The organism is Photobacterium sp. GJ3 (genome assembly GCF_018199995.1).
GTDB lineage: Bacteria > Pseudomonadota > Gammaproteobacteria > Enterobacterales > Vibrionaceae > Photobacterium.
Window position 1 is genome coordinate 961291 of sequence record NZ_CP073579.1, and the last position, 16368, is coordinate 977658.

Genomic DNA, 16368 nt, shown 5'->3' on the forward strand with positions numbered 1-16368 from the left:
TCCGCAGAGCTTTTCTATGCGGCGTCGACGAGACATCCGGGACCAGTTATGAACACCGTCGACATCAAGTCGAAGCGCGGTTATTCGACCTGGTCAAAGTCTTCTGCATTGATATTTGTGCCTATGCAATCATGAGTAATCATTATCATCTGGTGCTCCACATCAACCGCGATCAAGCTGAATCTTTAACAGACATTGAAGTGATTCACCGATGGCTAAAATTTCATCAACCACCTGTTTTAATTCAACGATTCCTCAAAAACGAGCCATTAAGCCCAAGCGAAAAGCAGTCTGTTCAAACGATCATTCGTACCTGGCGGCAGCGCATCTACAGCATCAGTTGGTTTATGCGCCTAGAAGATGGTTGTACGGGGCATTTCTGGGAGGGCAGATTCAAAAGTCAGGCATTGCTGGATGACAAAGCGCTGGCTGCGGCAATGTCTTATGTCGATCTGAATCCGGTTCGGGCCGGAATTGCGGCCACACCGGAATCATCTGAATATACCTCAATCAAACACCGTGTTGATTCACTCAGGAAGCACAATCGTTTTGCTCGTAATCTCCACCCATTCTCAGACAGTCCAAACCCGCATCGCAAAGTATGTCTGCCCTTTGAATTTAAGGATTATTTAGCATTATTAGATTTCACGGGAAAGCAGTTCAGGGAAGGCAGCTCAGGACATGTGTCGAACAATTTACCGCCAATGATGCAAAGACTTGGCTTTGAAACCACGCTCTGGCTCAAATGTTATGAACAGATGGAAAGTGGCTGCCTGATTGGTACGAAATCCGCGATCCAGTCAAAACTGGCGATCTTTGGTCGCAAAAAAATAGCTGGCGTCTGCCTTTCCCCTGCTTAATGTTGACTGAAACAACAGGAAACAACAGATTTGATATTCATACAGCTCAACTCCCCCCAATAACTCCTTTTAGGAATAGATCTGCAATTTTGATCTGGTCTTGCCCAATACCCCTCTTCCGACGCTGACTAATGCTGTTCGGATATAGCCAAACTGGAACCAATTAAATAATGTGTCTGTCCCATGAGCCCGGTCCCATGGGCCACGATGCCAGCCTACTGTGCCTGTCCCAATCCTATAATTCTATGCCTGTCCTCCAAAACCTAACTGTGCCTGTCCTCTAAAACCTGCCTGTCCTCTAAAACCTGCCCCGCATTTGCATGCTGTCGACGCTGCGGAGACACCATCACTTTCACCTGAATCGTTAAACCCACCATAGCCGCGACTAAGCACCAGAATAATTCCAGATATGCCAATGACAGCGCTGCGCCAGCGGTACAATATGCCAGAAGCGAGACTTGCATCATTCTGGCCAAATCAACCTGCCAATGGTGTTCAGCCTTCCACGGGGCACGGTTGAGGGTCGCAATCACCCAATGCATTTTCAGGAAAGAAAGCGCGATGATCAGTAAGAACAGCACCAACCCAACAAAGCCGTGATCCCCCAGAACCTGAAAGTAAATACTATGGGCAGCCCGCGGTTTTTCACCCGGTGGTGGTGTTTCGATCACATCAATCTGATCAATTTTGGTACTGAGCCTGTCCCAGTGGGTCTGATAGTACGCCGTTTTATAGCCGCCACCGGTTGCAGGTCTTTCCAATGCCAGCAACGTATGGATTTTCCAGGAGTTCACACGATTGGTGAAGGATGAATCTTCATCAGCGGCTTCAATAGTTTCCATCCTGTCGTACCATTTCTGCGGTAATAAAAGGACAGACACCGAAGCGATGATGCCAACTGCAATCAGCGTCAACAGCTTCCTTTTACTTTTCAGCCAGAAATAGCAGCCGATGATCGCCAGCGCAAGAAAGCCTCCCCGAGAATAGGTGCCAAGGACAGACAAAGTACACAGCACCAACATGCTGAACAGACCAAATCGGATCCATTTCTCCTCCACTGATTTGAGTTGATAAATAATCAAAGGAATGATCATGCACAAAGCGGTCGCAAAGTGGTTATTGTCTGCCAGTAAATGTCCGTAAGGCCCCTGAATTTTATGCCCGCCGAGGCTGGCAACAAATTTGAGCCCTTCGATTGCGCCCATAAAGCCTACCGACATGAGTATGCCCCAAATCAGCATTTCAAACTCATGCCGTTGCCGGATAATCAGAGTGACCATGATGAAAGAGAGAAACACCTTGGAGAACTTCTCCCATTCTGGCCAGACCAACTCAGGCATGCCGATCGAGCTGTAACTTGTGATGCCGGTATGAATCCAGAATAAACACACCAGCAATGCAACAACATCAACAGGCATCCGGGGTTTATGACGGGTAAATAAATAAGTCAGAAAGGTGATCAATGCAAAAACCGTATTGTAACTGATGGGTTTTGCAAAACTGTACACCCAATACGTGGGTACAAATAAACCCGACCAGATCCACAGTGAAGCAGCCATATAAGGTCGCCGGAAAGCAAAGCAAACCAGAATCAGGAATACACCTAAAAAGATGAGATCTCTCATGGCTCTGCCTCCTGTCGACTTTGCTACCTGTCAGCGTGTTTCGATGTATGCTGCGGACGGCTTGTGCGCTTGTGCTTTGGTGGTGTCACTTCTTTGTCTTGCTTCAGAGACCGGTGACAAAGAAAAACCAGCAAAAAAAGCCCGAATACAAAAAGAATCGACTCCATTCCTCACTCCTTACCACTGGAAAATCCGTCAATTTTTTGTCGAAAATACAGCAGAGTAGCGCTAAACTGGAGCAATCACGCCCCGGTAAAACGGCCTTTCTTTACTATAGAACCGGTTTCGCCGGGCAACAAAATTTTGACTATGATTCATTTATCAATGTCAGTGCAATTTCAAACGCTGAACTTGGTATTGGCAGCCATGAAAAAGCCATATCCATAAAAACAATCGTTGGATTCAATCCGTTCAAATCAAGCGGGGTGTGAGGATGTATCAAAGTTACCTATGGTTAAAAGAACGTTTAGAGCGGTATCGATTTCAACTGACTGCACAACAGATTCAACACATGCCACCGCTTGAATACGAACCGGATGCCAGTGTCACCATTGTGTCGATGGTCAGCCACAATGCACTGAACATGTACCTGATTTCAATCACAACCTTCATGAACAATTTCGGTTACGGCACCATTGAAGTGATTGACGACGGGACACTCACCACATCTGATCATGCCACACTGACACAACTGATTCCCGGGGTCAGAATCACTCAGGCCAAAGATGTCGACACTCAGGGATGCCCGACATATATCTCCTGGAAGCGTTTGTTCCGTATTATCGAACTGATGAAAACATCATATGTGATTCAGTTAGACAGCGACATCATCTCACTCGCTCCCCTCTATGAAATTCACGACAAAGTCACCCAAAATCATGGCTTTGTTGCCGGCAGTCAGGAATGGGGAGAAGCCGTCGATGTGCATTTCCTGCACGCGATTATCAAGCATTGGCGCAGCGAACATGTGCAGGTTTGTGCTGAACGCGCCTTTATTCATCTCGATTTCTTCCGAAAAGGCACGCGGTATCTGAGAGGCTGCGCAGGATTCTGCGGCTATCCGAAGCAATCAGCCAGTGCCGAGATGCTGATTCAGTTATCGCAGGACATCGCACACCATATCGGTGCAGAAAAATGGGCTTCCTGGGGCAGTGAACAAACCGCTTCTCTGTGCCTGATCTCACAAAGTGACTGTCCCACTGTGTTGCCGTGGCCGAAATATCAGAACTATCGTTTTCCGCCGACCGGAGAACCCGTGCGCTCCATGACGCTGGTCCACTTCATTGGCAGCAACCGTTTTAAAACCAGTGATTACCGCAAGCTTGCCCGCCAAGCTATCCGTCAGATTACGCAACAGCAACCGGAACAAGCGCCCCAGCCATTGATTCAGCAAATTGGCAGTGTCTTTAAGTAATCTGCGAAAATTATTCGTAAGAAGGTAATCTGAACAAGCGCCCCAGCCTCACCTGAATACTTCGGTATTCAGGTATCATTTTTATGCTCAATGGCAACAGCAGTACCATCAGCAAACTATAAGTCATGCCACCTGCAATCACGGAAGCCAGCAAGCTCAGTAAATGATTGTCTATCTGATCAGAAACGGTTTGAACACAGACAAACATCAGCGCAGAAGCCAGGCAGGGAACCAGTAAAGCACTCAGAAAACGGCTGGCCTGCAAACGAATCACAAACAAGAATATCGAGGACAGACACACCAGAAAAACGCCGCCAACCATCAAACGGGCCATCGACAAATCGCCGGGCGTGTTGTAACCCAGGCCATAAAAACTGCCGATGACCATCGCGACCGTCAAACAATCACACAGAAACAGCATCGGCATTTTTGACCGAAGGATCAGAACTGAATGCACCAGCATATACAACGTCATCACAATCATCAGAAACGACAAATGCTGCATCACAGGAATTGCACCGAGCCATTTTTGCCCCAGAATCACGTAAACAAAATCTTCACTGATCGCGCACATCCCAAATGCCATCGGCATCGCAAACAGCATCAGCATGGCTAACTGAGAATGCAACCGTTCCCGGAATCCGGTTTCATCATGCTTGAATTTTGCCAGTACGCTAAATGACCCCTTGTTCATCGGTGTTAAAAAATCAGTCAGCGGCAGCCAGGCAAATTCCTGCGCCATATTGTAAAAACCCACATCACGGCTGCTCAGGATATTCCCGAGCAGCAGCATATCCACGCGTGAACGCAAATAGCCGGACACCGAAACCAGATAAAGCCATTTTGAGATCGACCACTGCTCTTTCCAGTAACGCGTACTCCATTTTGGCCGGAACGGGCTGAGCCGATAGCTGAAGAAAACTTCAATCAACGCCATCAGAATAACGCCTGTAATCAGCGCCCAATAATTCTGGATCACCAGAGCAATGGCAATGGTACTCAGCGTGCTGATCGTTTTAGCCACGGTCAGCAGCACAGCTTCCATCTTAAAATTGAAATTTTTTTCAAAAACATCCATGCCAACATTGTGAAAAGCACGAATCAGCGGGATCACGCTGACCACCTGTACGACCAGCGCAACTTTAGGTTCATTGGCGTACGAAGCGACAGAATCAGCAGACAGCCACAGAATCGCGGCACTGGCCAGACGAAACACCAGATTGAGCGACCAGATACTGTTCAGCTTTTCAGCATCTTCCGTGTTTTCCATCATGACATAACGCTTCGTCCCAACCGTCGACAATGCAATGAAGAAGAACACAAAAAACATCGCAAAACTGGCAATCCCGTAATCTTCAGGAGAGAGCAAACGCACCAGTACCAGAGTGCTGATCAACCCAAGACAACGGTTATACCAGATTCTGAGCATGGACCATTTGGCACCGGCATAAATTGCTTTTGTGTATTGATCCGCCATAGGTTCTGCCTTTACCCCTGAGCAACCGCCATCTCTTTCGCCAGAACGATTTCACCGCCCAGTTCCTGCTGAAACCACTCAATGTACTGCCGGGTGGTTGATTTCAGTAACTGACTGTCCTCTGCGGTCTGCACGTAGGGGGTCATGCCTGCCACCAGACTGGGCGAATGAAAAGACAACACAAACACCGTCTGCCCGATATTTAACTGTGCCTGAGTAATGGCCCGCAGCTGAGAAAAATCATTGCCTTCCGGGGAGAGCCGGAATTTTCTCAGACGAAATGCTTTCCCCAGCAGTCGTGTAATATGCCAGCGATTCAGAGATTTACACCAGGAAGGGCTGCGATTGGCTTTCCGTTCGATCTGCCGGGACAGGGACAACCAGGAACTGGTATGCGGGACATGGCAGATTTTATTGTCAATGAAAGGGGCATTGGTTCGATCGCTAAAATCCGGACCATGCTGATGACTGAAATCGCAATAAGCGCTGATACTCAAGTCCACCTGATAACCCAGCGCGCGCAAATGCTGATTGGTGTGATGGCCAATACCAAATCGTCCGGCAAGATAGGTCACCGGGGGAAGTCCGGAAACGGTCTGGATCTTTTCGGTCAGAACTCGAATTTTTTCGTACTCGACTTCGGGTGACAAATTACAGGGGTAAGACTCAAACTCTGATTCAGCGCTGGAGCTGGCATGATATGGCGGATTCACCCAAGGATGAAGGTGTGCAGCAAATTCAACGTGCTGGCCAGCACTGTGCTGGTAATGCGAGATGACTTCTCTGCCACCGGGGCTGTCGACAAACGGATAATCCATCGCCAGTGTAATTTTTGCGCCTAACCCAATCAGCTCACCCATAAACGGAATCAGTGCCTGATGATGGGTCACAGCTTGATTCTGACTGTGGAATCCCTGCTCCCAGTTAAATTCTTCTTCAGCATGTATCACGACCAGCAGTTTCGCTACCATCTCTACCCCTGGTTCCATTGCAGTTTCAGAACGGTCCCGAACTTGGAGAGCTGCCCCAAGTCAATCCGAAGTACGTTCGGCGCAGTATTTTCTTGTTATCGGTTGACTTAATAAAGATGGCACAAGAACTGCTGAGCAACCATAGCGATCACAAAATTCCACCTGTATCCCAGCAAAACCAAACCTCAGAACCGTGGACAGAGCTAAGCATCAAAACGCATGATCTGAGGATGAAACGCCCTCAAATCCTTGATGAAAGACCCGTCACGCTGAAGTTTCGTCAAGCAGACGAACAAAATTGGACTGCTTCACAAACGATCCATCGCCCCGCCATGGGGATTTTTTCTATACTTTTTGTCAGTACCGCAGGATTTTTTTGACCTGATTGATGTTCAGTCAAGTACCGGATGAGGAAGTCAGAATATGCGAAGCAATGGCCTGAAAACCTATTTTGCTACTGTCGGATTACTGGCTCATCTGCTAGTGGTTCTCTGTGGAATAGTGCTGGTGAAACACTGGTATTCTCAGGGGGAAACGTTACCGGAGAGCCTGCGCCAATCGGCAAACCAACTGCAACAGCACATCCCTGAATTACAACCGGTCCAGACTGTACTCACCAGTGTCGCAACCAATCTTGCCAGCCCGACCTATTTCTGGCGTGAGTTCGACCCGAGATCCTGGCCAACTATCGGGCCAGACACACAAGCCAGCGTAGCCAGTTCTTTGCCAGCCGCTTCGCTGGGTACCTTGTGGGTCAGTGATGCTCGCAGTCTGAAAAAAGCGCTCAAACAGGTGCTGCCCGGTCAGGACATTGTTCTGAAAAAAGGGACCTATGAATTCCATGGCAAGCGCCTGAATATCAGCCAGGTGACACCATCGGCATCTCGGCCGGTCACGCTGAGAGCAGAAGCGTCAGGTCGGGTGTTACTGAAAATGGACAGCCTGGAAGGCATCGTGATCAACCAGCCGCACTGGATCATCAGCGGACTGACATTTCAGGGCGTTTGTGCAAAAACTTCCCGGTGCGATCATGCGTTACACATCGTGGGTCAGGCAGATCACACCCGAATCGAAAACAACACCTTTATCGATTTCAATGCAGCCATCAAAGTGAACCGAATTCAGGAACAGTTCCCGGATCACGGCCTGATCCGGCGAAATCATTTCTACAACACCAAACCCAGAGACACATCCCGCTCCGTGACGCCCATCAATCTGGATCACGGCAATCATTGGGTGATTGACCGGAATATCATCCGCGATTTCATCAAAACCGGTGGCAATCAGGTCAGTTACGGGGCATTCATGAAAGGAGGCGGTGAAGGTGGTGTTATCGAAAATAATCTGGTGATCTGTAACACCAGCAGCCGCCAGTATGGTGGTTTTCAGGTCGGCTTATCGCTCGGTGGCGGAGGAATGGGACAAAACAGTCGGCGGGAACTGGCCTCCGCAGAAGGGTTTCGCCACACGGTCAGAAATAATATTGTGATGCATTGTAATGATGTCGGCCTCTACATCAATAAAGCCAGTGATGTCATGGTCAATAACAATATTTTCTATCATACATCCGGGGTTGATGTCCGATTTCCGCAGTCCAGTGCGCATCTGGTCAATAATGTCGTCAGCGGACAGATCCGAGAGCGGGATCAGGGCAAAGCCACGGCCTCGAACAACCTGCTGCTTTCCCGGGCGTTCTTCACCGACAAACAACCGCTGGATCGCTGGTTTACCTCCCCGGCCATCGGCAACTTCACACCAAAAGACGACGCCAGTAAAGCAAAACTGATGTCACAGGCAACCCCCTACCCGATTGCGACGCACAACGAGGTCACTGACTTTTGTGGCAACCGGATCAGTCCTGAAGACAGCTTTGCCGGTGCATTCAAGGACAGCCAGAACTGCTTTGTGACCAGACCCGGCGCTTCAGCCCGCGAATAACCTTTTTCATGGCATACACCACGTGGGGGAACCGGTAGTGATACACCGCTAACCCCACGGTCTGATTCGCGAAAGTTTGCTTATAACGTGACTGTCCCCCCATGAAATCATAGCCCGCGAAACCCTTCGCCATGGCCTCTTCAATCAGCAGATAATGAGCCACCAGCCCCGGCTTCAGGTGTCTGTCCCCGTTTGCTTCTTCGTTACCCTTCGCGTCAACACACGGTGCAGGTGCTTCATAATTCAGTGCACTTAAATAGAAGTGCACCCAATGGTCATAGTGAAAGTTATAGATCACCCCGAGGTCGTGCTGTCCGGCCTGCAGATGATGAAGGACCACCTGCCCTTTGGGGAATCCCCGGCGGATCAGTTCCTGATGAAAATGAAGAAAATTCGGATTGGCAAAACCGCTTTGATGAGGCGAGCGCCCCCAGCGTTTCAGATGATGCTCCGCAGCATGCTCAAAGAAATGAAGCCCCTGTGTCACACTGCTGGCTGTCGTGATTTTCAATGTGCCAAGTGCCTGATACTTCTTCAGGCTGCGCTTGATCTGATAGCGGGCATTTCGCGAAAGATAGCGATCGAGTGTCTGATTTTCTGCTCGAAGTGGTGAAAAGTCCAACCGGTATGCCGTTGAATCCCACACCACCTCCCGCTCTGGCTGCACAACACTGCCATCGGCCAGTACCATCAGCGTGTCTGTCCCGTAAACGCCATTCACCGCGAGCGTGCCGGTTTCAGCAACATCGCAGCCAAGAAAATCCAGCGCCTCACTTGCGCCCACCACAAAGGTGTCTGTCCCTTTCATGTTGGCCATGACACAGGCGGTCATCAAGGGCCGAACCAAGGCTGCCACCGAACTGTCGAGCAGGAAGTCGTTGTATTCAATCCAGATTTGATCCATGAACGGATCGCCGGTGCGATGCAGACAAAACTGGCGACCCACATTCAACGTCGCCAATTTTTTGGCTTTGATCACAATGATGCCCAATCCGACCGTCGTATCGTCATTGCGTGCCAGCACCACGTAATAATCGTCCACAAAACAGTCCAACCAAGTCCCTATCCATAGCCACGACAGAAACAGGTTCGGCTCTGCTCGTGCTTCAAGTGCCATCCATTGTCCTTTCAGCCACTGTGGATCCGGATTTGCGATCCACTCACACTGAAAAAAATCACTGTTTCGAGCCATCCATTGCTGTCCGACAATTCTCAAATTCATTAGCTTCAATGATAGCAAAAGGAAAGCATTTGACTTTTCAGGTTAAATTTTTCTGTAGACGATTTTTCACAATGTGATTGGTCTGAGCGTCAAAATTGTGACTATCCTAAAAAAAGTCCATCAAAAAAACTCTCAAAGGGATGCTTATGGCTCAGTTACCTCACAATTCGCTCAACCGGCTTGCACTGGCAGGCCTGATTGCAGCGGCACTGACTGGTTGTGGTGAACAGACCGTCGATGAATACATGTCGAAAGCGAACACTCACCTTGTTAATCAGGAAGTGAATGCCGCGGTGATTGAATTGAAAAATGCCATTCAGCAGCACCCTGAATCCAGCCAGGCCCGACTGATGTTAGGCAAGATTTATCTGCAGCAAGGCGATTACGCCAGTGCAGAAAAAGAACTCTATAAAGCCGTCCGTGGCGCCGAGACCATCGATGACATTGAACCTTTGCTGGCGCGGGCCTATCTGGGACAGAAAAAAACGACAGAAGTGATCGATCTGGCGAAACGGCCCCGGAGCCTCCGCCCTGATGCACTGGCTGATCTGTATGCGATGGAATCCATGGCGCTGCTGCTGGATAACGACCCAGAAAGTGCCCGGAAATCGTATGATCAGGCCCAGGGAACTGGCCAGAAAACTCTGTACACACGTCTGGCCAAAGCCAGTCTTGAAGCCACAGACGAACAACCGGAACTGGCGCTGAGCCAACTCGAGTCGATTGTTCAGGATTATCCGGACAGCAGTGAGGCCTGGCTTTTAAAAGGCCACATTGAAACCCGCATGAAAGAGAACAAGTCCGCTGCGGCCAGTTACCGGAAAGCGGTTCAGACCGCACCCAAAGCCCTGCAGAATACGTTGTATCTGGCTCAGGCACTGGTGAAAACCGAGCAGTACAACGAAGCTGAAACCTATGTGGATCATTTGCTGACCGCTTTCAGTGGTCACGCCCTCAGCAATGAAATGAAAGCCACAATTCTCTATGCCAAAGGGGAACAGAACGAAGCAAAAGTGCATGCAGACCTTGCGATTCGTAATGGCTCCCGGAACCTGACGACTTATCTCATTTCAGGTGTCGTGGCGTATCACCAGGGCAATTATGAACTGGCCAGCGACCGTCTGGAAAAGCTCGTGCCTTTTGTTGCTGAAGACAATCTGGTGAAACGTCTGTATGCCTCCAGCCAGCTCAAACTGGGTGACATTGAAGGTGCCATGCAAACCCTGAGTGGTTTCGACGCATCAAAACAAGAGAACAGTCAGTTTATTTCTGCCATGAGTCTGGAATTCGCCCGGATTGGCCGCAGTGATTACGCGATGTCACTGGCTGAGCAAGCTTCGTCGACACCAACCCCGCATACACAACTTCGATTGGGTCTGATGCAACTGGCAAACAACGACACAACTGGCATTGAAACTGTCCAGCAGGTGCTGGCGAAAGATCCGAATCTGCCGGAAGCGAATTTAGGTCTGGCCTATTTCTACCTTCGCCAGGGAGAGTATAAAAAACTCCACGGTGTCGTGAATGACTGGCTTGCACAGGATCCGAATGATCGGGCCGCACTGATGCTGAAATCTCTGGTCTATCTGGTGGAAAACAAACCGGATCAGGCCAAAGCCATTTATCAGCAGGTGCTGAACGATGATCCGGAAAACCTACAGGCGAAACTCGGTCTGGCTCAGATTGCAGCCATTGAGAAAGACCCGGATACCGCCTTTCAATATGCACAGGCAGTGTATGAGAAACGGCCCGGCACTTCCCTGACCACGCGAACCCTGTATCGCTATGCCCAGATGAGCAACAAACTGGACCAGGCTTTCGCCATGGTTGAAGCCCAGGTCAAAGCACATCCGGACAACACCTCGCTGAAATTGGATCTGGTCAGAGGCTACATCCTGAAAAAAGAACCCGATCAAGCCATTCAACTCATTCGCGCCTTGACACCACAGCAACAAACGGCGCAGAGCTGGCGACTGCTGGGGGATCTTTATTTCAGCAAGCAGGACTACCGGGAAACGGAACCGGCTTATGCCAAGTGGCTGGAAATGGATGTACTGAATCAGCAGGCTTATGTCCGCAACATTCAGATCAAAGAGATGAACCATAAGGTGAAAGAAAGCATCGCGCTGGCAGACAAAGCAGCTTCACTTTTTCCGCAAACGCCCATGTTCACCATGATGAAAGCCGGCCTTCAGATCAAAACCGAAGATCTGTCTGCCGCCCAGAAAACACTGGATTTAATCCCGGAAAACGCCAGATCCCAGCAATACTTTATGCAGTTGCAGGCGGCGATTCACTCCCAGAAAAAAGACTATCAACAGGCGCTTGAGTGGCAATTGAAACGCTACAACGCTTACCCCGGTATCCTCAGTGCCGGTGATGTCGCCAATGCGTATACGCTGAATCAGCAAAACAACCAGGCCATCGCATTTCTGGAAAAGGCCCTCAAAGAACATGGGGACAAAGCAGCGCCATTACGTTTGCCGCTGGCTCAGCTTCAATTGAAAGAACAGCCCGAGAAAGCCATCAGCCAGTACAGGGATGTGCTCCGGAAAGACCCGAACAATGTTGTGGCGCTGAACAATCTGGCCTGGATTTATATGACGATGGAAGACTACAAACAGGCTTGTGACAATGCTTTGAAAGCACTCGGACTCGCCAAAGAGCACCCGCAGATTCAGGACACTTACGGTTATTGCCTGCTCAAATCCGGACAGACCGCTAATTCGCTGCCGATGCTAGAGAAAGCCTACAAGCAAGCCCAGAATAATGCCGAAATTGCCCTGCATTATGCGGAAAGCCTGCTGGCCAACCAGAAAGCAGACAATGCCAGAGCCATCCTTTCAGGCGTTGACACTTCAGACCCTGAACTCCTGAATCTGAAAAATAAACTGGAGAAGCAAATCAATCTCTGAAATGGTTCTCAGGATCGCCTGCACCCGCCCGCGGCGGGTGCAGCATCTGTTTTATTGTGAGGGCATCAGCACATGCGGTTCACTGTTTTCTGTCGCGCTATCTTGAATCACTGCAGTCTGCAATACAAAAGTCTGGGTCTCTGGCTCACCCTCCTGATCGCCGGGATCCCGGTACAGGCTGCACTGCCCGAGGTGATTCATCAAATTAAGCCTTCCGTTGTGGGTGTTGGCACCTATCACAAACTGAACACGCCCCGTGCCAATTTAATGGGAACCGGGTTTGCCGTCGGGGATGGCTCGTTCATCGCCACCAACAGCCATGTCGTGCCCGCAACGCTTGCAAGCAATCGCAATACCGACATCGTCGTCTTTATCGGGACAGGCACTGCACCAGACGTTCGCACGGCCAGAGTCATTGCCCGCGACGATGAACACGATCTGGCATTACTGAAAATTTCAGGACAGTCACTTCGCCCTCTTCGTCTGTCTGCGCATCCGGTCCGGGAAGGTGAAATGTACAGTTTTACCGGTTTTCCCATCGGCGCAGTGCTGGGGCTTTATCCTGTGACTCATCGCGGCATGATCTCCAGTATTACCCCGATTGCGATTCCGGCAAGAACCGCAAAAGAGCTGTCGATTGCACGGCTTAAACAGCTGAAAAAACCCTATCTGGTCTATCAGCTGGATGCAACCGCCTACCCCGGCAACAGCGGCAGCCCGGTTTATCATCAGAACACCGGCGAAGTGATTGCCATCATCAACAAAGTGCTGGTGAAAAAGAGTAAAGAAAATGCCTTATCTGACCCCAGTGCGATTACTTACGCGATCCCCATTCGCTACCTGACCCAGTTAATGACGCAACTTCCCTGAACAGGGCTGGAGATCAGGCCATGGGTGATTCAAGCATGAATCCTGCCTATCAATGGTGCCATGCACGCAGCCTGCTTCCACTGGCAAGGGGGTTGTTTCTGCTGCATGCATTATTGATTACCGGCCTGACTTTGATGCCCGCAGCAGAGCCGGGATCGCTCACCGACTTAAACAGTTATGACGTGACAGGCCTGGATGCGCTCCTGCATGCCGGTTGTTATGCACTTCTGGCCATGCTGGCATTACCGGTTCACAAATACATACCCCACTATATCCGGTTGCTTTTCTTGTTAGGGCTGTACGGGACAATGCTCGAAGCCTCGCAAAGCTTCCTCCAGCCAGGCCGTGAAAGCTCTCTCGCTGACGGCCTGGCTAATCTGGCCGGCATCATTCTGGGCGGATGGCTGTCTTGTGCTCTGATACAGCACCGAAGATCGCCATCAAAGCGAAGTGGCCCTGATCAATCAGGAAAAATTTGAGGGTCAGTCAGGCAAAACAATAACTTTCCGGTTATGCTGTCAACAAATTCTGAATGCTGACTTGCGCCAGCCGCCCCCGAATCAAGGGGAGCTGCAATCGCTACATCGATAGCGATGCGTTGGCAAACTGTAAACCCATGGAGACTTTCAATGAAACGAGCTTTGCTCTTAACCGCCATGATCGCTGGCACCACCTTACTGTCAGGCTGCTCAGACAACGAAGTCGGTGATGTCAGTCTGGGGGTCTTTACAACCAAAGACATTAAACTGAATGTCCTCAGTGATCCGCTCGTGCCGGGTGTGACCTGTCATATTGCCAGTATTGAAGCCGATCTGGATTTTTCCGATCCAAGTGACTCCTCCATTTCATGTCGTCAGACCGGAGAAATCACGCCCGAAATGATCGCAGCAATCGATCGTTCTAAATCGGGTGAAGTGGTGTTCAAAAAATCGAAAAGCGTCTTTTTCAAAACGATGAAAATTCGCCGGATCTATGATCCCGAAAGCCAGACACTGATGTATGTGTCTTATTCAACCAAGGAAACCTCTGGCAGTTACAAACACAGCCTGTCGACCGTGCCACTGTGGGGGACCAAAGCCTATCAGATGCCAATCGCACCCGCACAGCCGCAGTAATTTCAGTTAGATTTACATCCTGTAACATAAATAAAACCTACCTGTCTCGCAGCTCTGAGAAAAACAGAGCTGCATTATTCTGGCTCAACGTCTCACTCCAGTCTAAAGTTCAACAAGTTAAGGGCTACTTTCGGTCACCCGTACGATTTTTTCTGAAAAATCAATGCAGTGCCCTCTTGACGCATCCCGCAAAGACGCATTTAATTGTTTTAACAAGATAATAACAACCAAGGAATGGAAGAATGACTTTGCCTTTACAGCCAAATACTTCAAGGGAATCACTCATGACGCAGGTATTACCGCACGAACGCGTGTTGCAATGGGCGAAAGAACGCCCGGATGAGATTTTTCTTCGACAAATTATCAATCGCCAGTTTACGGATTTCACCTTCGCTGAGGTTGCAGATAAAGCACTGCGACTGGTCAGCGCATTACGTGCCCTGGGGCTGCAGCCGGGCGATAAAATCGGCCTGATCTCGAAAAATTGTGCAGAATGGTATATCTGCGATCTGGCCATGATGCTTGGCAGCTATGTCAGCGTGCCTGTCTTCCCGACGGCTGGCGAAGAAACCATTGAGCATTGCCTGACTCACAGTGAATCCAAGCTCCTCTTTATCGGTAAACTGGACGATACAAAAGCCATTACCGCAGTCACAGACAAACTGACGGATCTCATCACAATCAGTTTCCCTTACGACAATACGCCGGCTTGTCAGCACGAACTGAATGCGCTCATTGCAGAACATGCCCCATCCGAAGAACGTCCAGCGCATCAGCATGATGACATGATGTCTCTGGTGTATACCTCCGGGACATCAGGGCTGCCGAAAGGCGCCATGCTGTCCTACGGTGGCTTCGCTTTCTCTGCCCAAAACCTGATCGACCATATTGGTATCATTGAAAATGAACGTTTATTCTCCTACCTGCCGTTAGCGCACATCACTGAGCGGGTCTTCATTCTGGGGACATCCATGATGGCAGGCGTTCAGGTTGCTTTTCCTGAATCGCTGGATACCTTCATTGAAGATGTCAAAATGCACCGCCCAACCCTCTTCATTTCCGTTCCGCGTTTGTGGACGCTGTTCCAGCAGCGGATCCTGGACAAACTGCCACAGAGCAAACTCAATATCCTGCTGAAGATTCCTTTTGTATCCGGGATCATCAAACGGAAGCTGGCCGACGGCTTGGGGTTGAATGAAGCTCGGGTGCTCGGCTGCGGTTCTGCGCCAGTTTCACCAGCATTGCTGCGCTGGTATGAGTCAGTCGGACTCAATATCACCGAAGCCTGGGGCATGACAGAAAACTTTGCCTACGGCACCCTCAACTTGCCATTCCGCAGTGACAAAATCGGAACCGTCGGCTGTGCCGGGCCCGGCGTCGAAATCAAAATTGCCGAAGACGATGAAATTCTGGTTCGCAGTCAAGGCCTTTTCTCTGGCTATTACAAAAATGACATTGCGACCAAAGAAAGCTTCAACAATGAGGGATGGCTGCACACCGGTGATCTGGGTAGCTTAGACGAAGACGGTTTTCTGGCCATTCAGGGCCGGAAGAAAGACAACTTCAAGACTGCCAAAGGCAAATATGTTTCTCCGGTTCCGATTGAGAAACGTTTATTTGAACTGAGCGGTATCGAAATGATGTGTTTGATCGGCTCAGGAATGCCATCGCCGATTTTGCTGGCCGTGCCACATGCTTATCCGAATTTTGACCGTGAACGTTATGCGCGTCGTATTCAACAAGCCATTGGTACCATCAACAAAGAGCTGGAATCCCACGCAAAAATTAAAGGGGTACTGATGATCAGCGACCCGTGGAGTATTGAGAACGGCATTCTGACGCCTACGCTCAAAATCAAACGCCACTTGCTGGAAAAACGGTATCACGACATTGGCAACAACTGGCCGAGAGATCAACTCATCCGTTGGGAAGAATAATCAATAACCAGGCATTTTCATCTA

14 protein-coding genes are annotated in these 16368 nt (G+C 49.7%); 10 read left to right on the forward strand and 4 right to left on the reverse strand.

The window, feature by feature from the left end:
- The first annotated feature begins 131 nt into the window (after positions 1-131).
- Positions 132-860, forward strand: coding sequence for a Mobile element protein (locus KDD30_RS21320; RefSeq protein ID WP_371826105.1), 729 nt, complete (start codon positions 132-134; stop codon positions 858-860).
- Positions 861-1123: 263 nt separating this feature from the next.
- Here the strand turns inward: KDD30_RS21320 and KDD30_RS21325 are convergent, their stop codons facing one another.
- A complete protein-coding gene (locus KDD30_RS21325; RefSeq protein ID WP_211650474.1) occupies positions 1124-2485 on the reverse strand; it encodes a putative O-glycosylation ligase, exosortase A system-associated in 1362 nt (453 codons plus the stop codon).
- A 113-nt stretch (positions 2486-2598) separates the two neighbouring features.
- Here KDD30_RS21325 and KDD30_RS21330 point away from each other — a divergent pair, with 113 nt between their 5' ends.
- The gene (locus tag KDD30_RS21330) at positions 2599-2916 is read left to right on the forward strand and encodes a hypothetical protein (RefSeq protein ID WP_211650476.1); all 318 of its coding nucleotides are present in this window, start codon (positions 2599-2601) and stop codon (positions 2914-2916) included.
- 2 nt (positions 2917-2918) lie between these two features.
- Positions 2919-3899, forward strand: a complete 981-nt coding sequence (locus KDD30_RS21335; protein WP_211650478.1) for a hypothetical protein — start codon at positions 2919-2921, stop codon at positions 3897-3899.
- A gap of 10 nt (positions 3900-3909) precedes the next feature.
- On the opposite strand, the gene KDD30_RS21340 is transcribed toward KDD30_RS21335, so the two are convergent.
- Both KDD30_RS21340 and KDD30_RS21345 read right to left on the reverse strand, forming a co-directional pair.
- Positions 3910-5376 (reverse strand): oligosaccharide flippase family protein, encoded by a 1467-nt coding sequence (locus KDD30_RS21340; protein WP_211650480.1) that lies wholly within the window; start codon positions 5374-5376, stop codon positions 3910-3912.
- Between the two features lie 11 nt (positions 5377-5387).
- The gene (locus KDD30_RS21345; protein ID WP_211650482.1) at positions 5388-6347 is read right to left on the reverse strand and encodes a hypothetical protein; all 960 of its coding nucleotides are present in this window, start codon (positions 6345-6347) and stop codon (positions 5388-5390) included.
- A 116-nt stretch (positions 6348-6463) separates the two neighbouring features.
- Here KDD30_RS21345 and KDD30_RS21350 point away from each other — a divergent pair, with 116 nt between their 5' ends.
- Together KDD30_RS21350 and KDD30_RS21355 are read left to right on the forward strand one after the other, a co-directional pair.
- The gene (locus KDD30_RS21350; RefSeq protein ID WP_211650483.1) at positions 6464-6727 is read left to right on the forward strand and encodes a hypothetical protein; all 264 of its coding nucleotides are present in this window, start codon (positions 6464-6466) and stop codon (positions 6725-6727) included.
- Positions 6728-6770: 43 nt separating this feature from the next.
- Positions 6771-8285 carry a chondroitinase-B domain-containing protein gene (locus KDD30_RS21355; RefSeq protein WP_211650498.1) on the forward strand — a complete coding sequence of 505 codons (1515 nt, stop codon included), beginning with the start codon at positions 6771-6773 and terminating at the stop codon, positions 8283-8285.
- Here KDD30_RS21355 and KDD30_RS21360 read toward each other — a convergent pair.
- On the reverse strand, positions 8230-9507 hold the full coding sequence (locus tag KDD30_RS21360) for a GNAT family N-acetyltransferase (RefSeq protein WP_211650500.1): 1278 nt from the start codon (positions 9505-9507) through the stop codon (positions 8230-8232). The genes KDD30_RS21355 and KDD30_RS21360 overlap by 56 nt on opposite strands.
- 146 nt (positions 9508-9653) lie before the next feature.
- Here KDD30_RS21360 and prsT point away from each other — a divergent pair, with 146 nt between their 5' ends.
- The 5 genes from prsT to KDD30_RS21385 all read left to right on the forward strand — a co-directional run bounded on the left by prsT (position 9654) and on the right by KDD30_RS21385 (position 16344).
- A complete protein-coding gene (prsT, locus tag KDD30_RS21365) occupies positions 9654-12422 on the forward strand; it encodes an XrtA/PEP-CTERM system TPR-repeat protein PrsT (protein ID WP_211650509.1) in 2769 nt (922 codons plus the stop codon).
- Between the two features lie 72 nt (positions 12423-12494).
- A complete protein-coding gene (locus KDD30_RS21370; RefSeq protein ID WP_211650511.1) occupies positions 12495-13292 on the forward strand; it encodes a serine protease in 798 nt (265 codons plus the stop codon).
- Positions 13293-13312: 20 nt separating this feature from the next.
- Positions 13313-13771 carry a hypothetical protein gene (locus KDD30_RS21375; RefSeq protein WP_211650513.1) on the forward strand — a complete coding sequence of 153 codons (459 nt, stop codon included), beginning with the start codon at positions 13313-13315 and terminating at the stop codon, positions 13769-13771.
- Positions 13772-13921: 150 nt separating this feature from the next.
- Complete coding sequence (locus KDD30_RS21380; protein WP_211650515.1) at positions 13922-14407, forward strand: CreA family protein; 486 nt, start codon at positions 13922-13924, stop codon at positions 14405-14407.
- Positions 14408-14691: 284 nt separating this feature from the next.
- Entirely contained in the window at positions 14692-16344 is a 1653-nt protein-coding gene (locus KDD30_RS21385) for an AMP-binding protein (RefSeq protein WP_249199349.1), read from the forward strand.
- Positions 16345-16368 lie beyond the last annotated feature (24 nt).

Coding starts and splice junctions, on each gene's coding strand:
- KDD30_RS21320 (WP_371826105.1), top strand. CDS start 132: ATGAGTAATCATTATCATCTGGTGCTCCACATCAACCGCGATCAAGCT.
- KDD30_RS21325 (WP_211650474.1), bottom strand. CDS start 2,485: ATGAGAGATCTCATCTTTTTAGGTGTATTCCTGATTCTGGTTTGCTTT.
- KDD30_RS21335 (WP_211650478.1), top strand. CDS start 2,919: ATGTATCAAAGTTACCTATGGTTAAAAGAACGTTTAGAGCGGTATCGA.
- KDD30_RS21340 (WP_211650480.1), bottom strand. CDS start 5,376: ATGGCGGATCAATACACAAAAGCAATTTATGCCGGTGCCAAATGGTCC.
- KDD30_RS21345 (WP_211650482.1), bottom strand. CDS start 6,347: ATGGTAGCGAAACTGCTGGTCGTGATACATGCTGAAGAAGAATTTAAC.
- KDD30_RS21350 (WP_211650483.1), top strand. CDS start 6,464: ATGGCACAAGAACTGCTGAGCAACCATAGCGATCACAAAATTCCACCT.
- KDD30_RS21355 (WP_211650498.1), top strand. CDS start 6,771: ATGCGAAGCAATGGCCTGAAAACCTATTTTGCTACTGTCGGATTACTG.
- KDD30_RS21360 (WP_211650500.1), bottom strand. CDS start 9,507: ATGAATTTGAGAATTGTCGGACAGCAATGGATGGCTCGAAACAGTGAT.
- prsT (WP_211650509.1), top strand. CDS start 9,654: ATGGCTCAGTTACCTCACAATTCGCTCAACCGGCTTGCACTGGCAGGC.
- KDD30_RS21370 (WP_211650511.1), top strand. CDS start 12,495: ATGCGGTTCACTGTTTTCTGTCGCGCTATCTTGAATCACTGCAGTCTG.
- KDD30_RS21375 (WP_211650513.1), top strand. CDS start 13,313: ATGGGTGATTCAAGCATGAATCCTGCCTATCAATGGTGCCATGCACGC.
- KDD30_RS21380 (WP_211650515.1), top strand. CDS start 13,922: ATGAAACGAGCTTTGCTCTTAACCGCCATGATCGCTGGCACCACCTTA.
- KDD30_RS21385 (WP_249199349.1), top strand. CDS start 14,692: ATGACGCAGGTATTACCGCACGAACGCGTGTTGCAATGGGCGAAAGAA.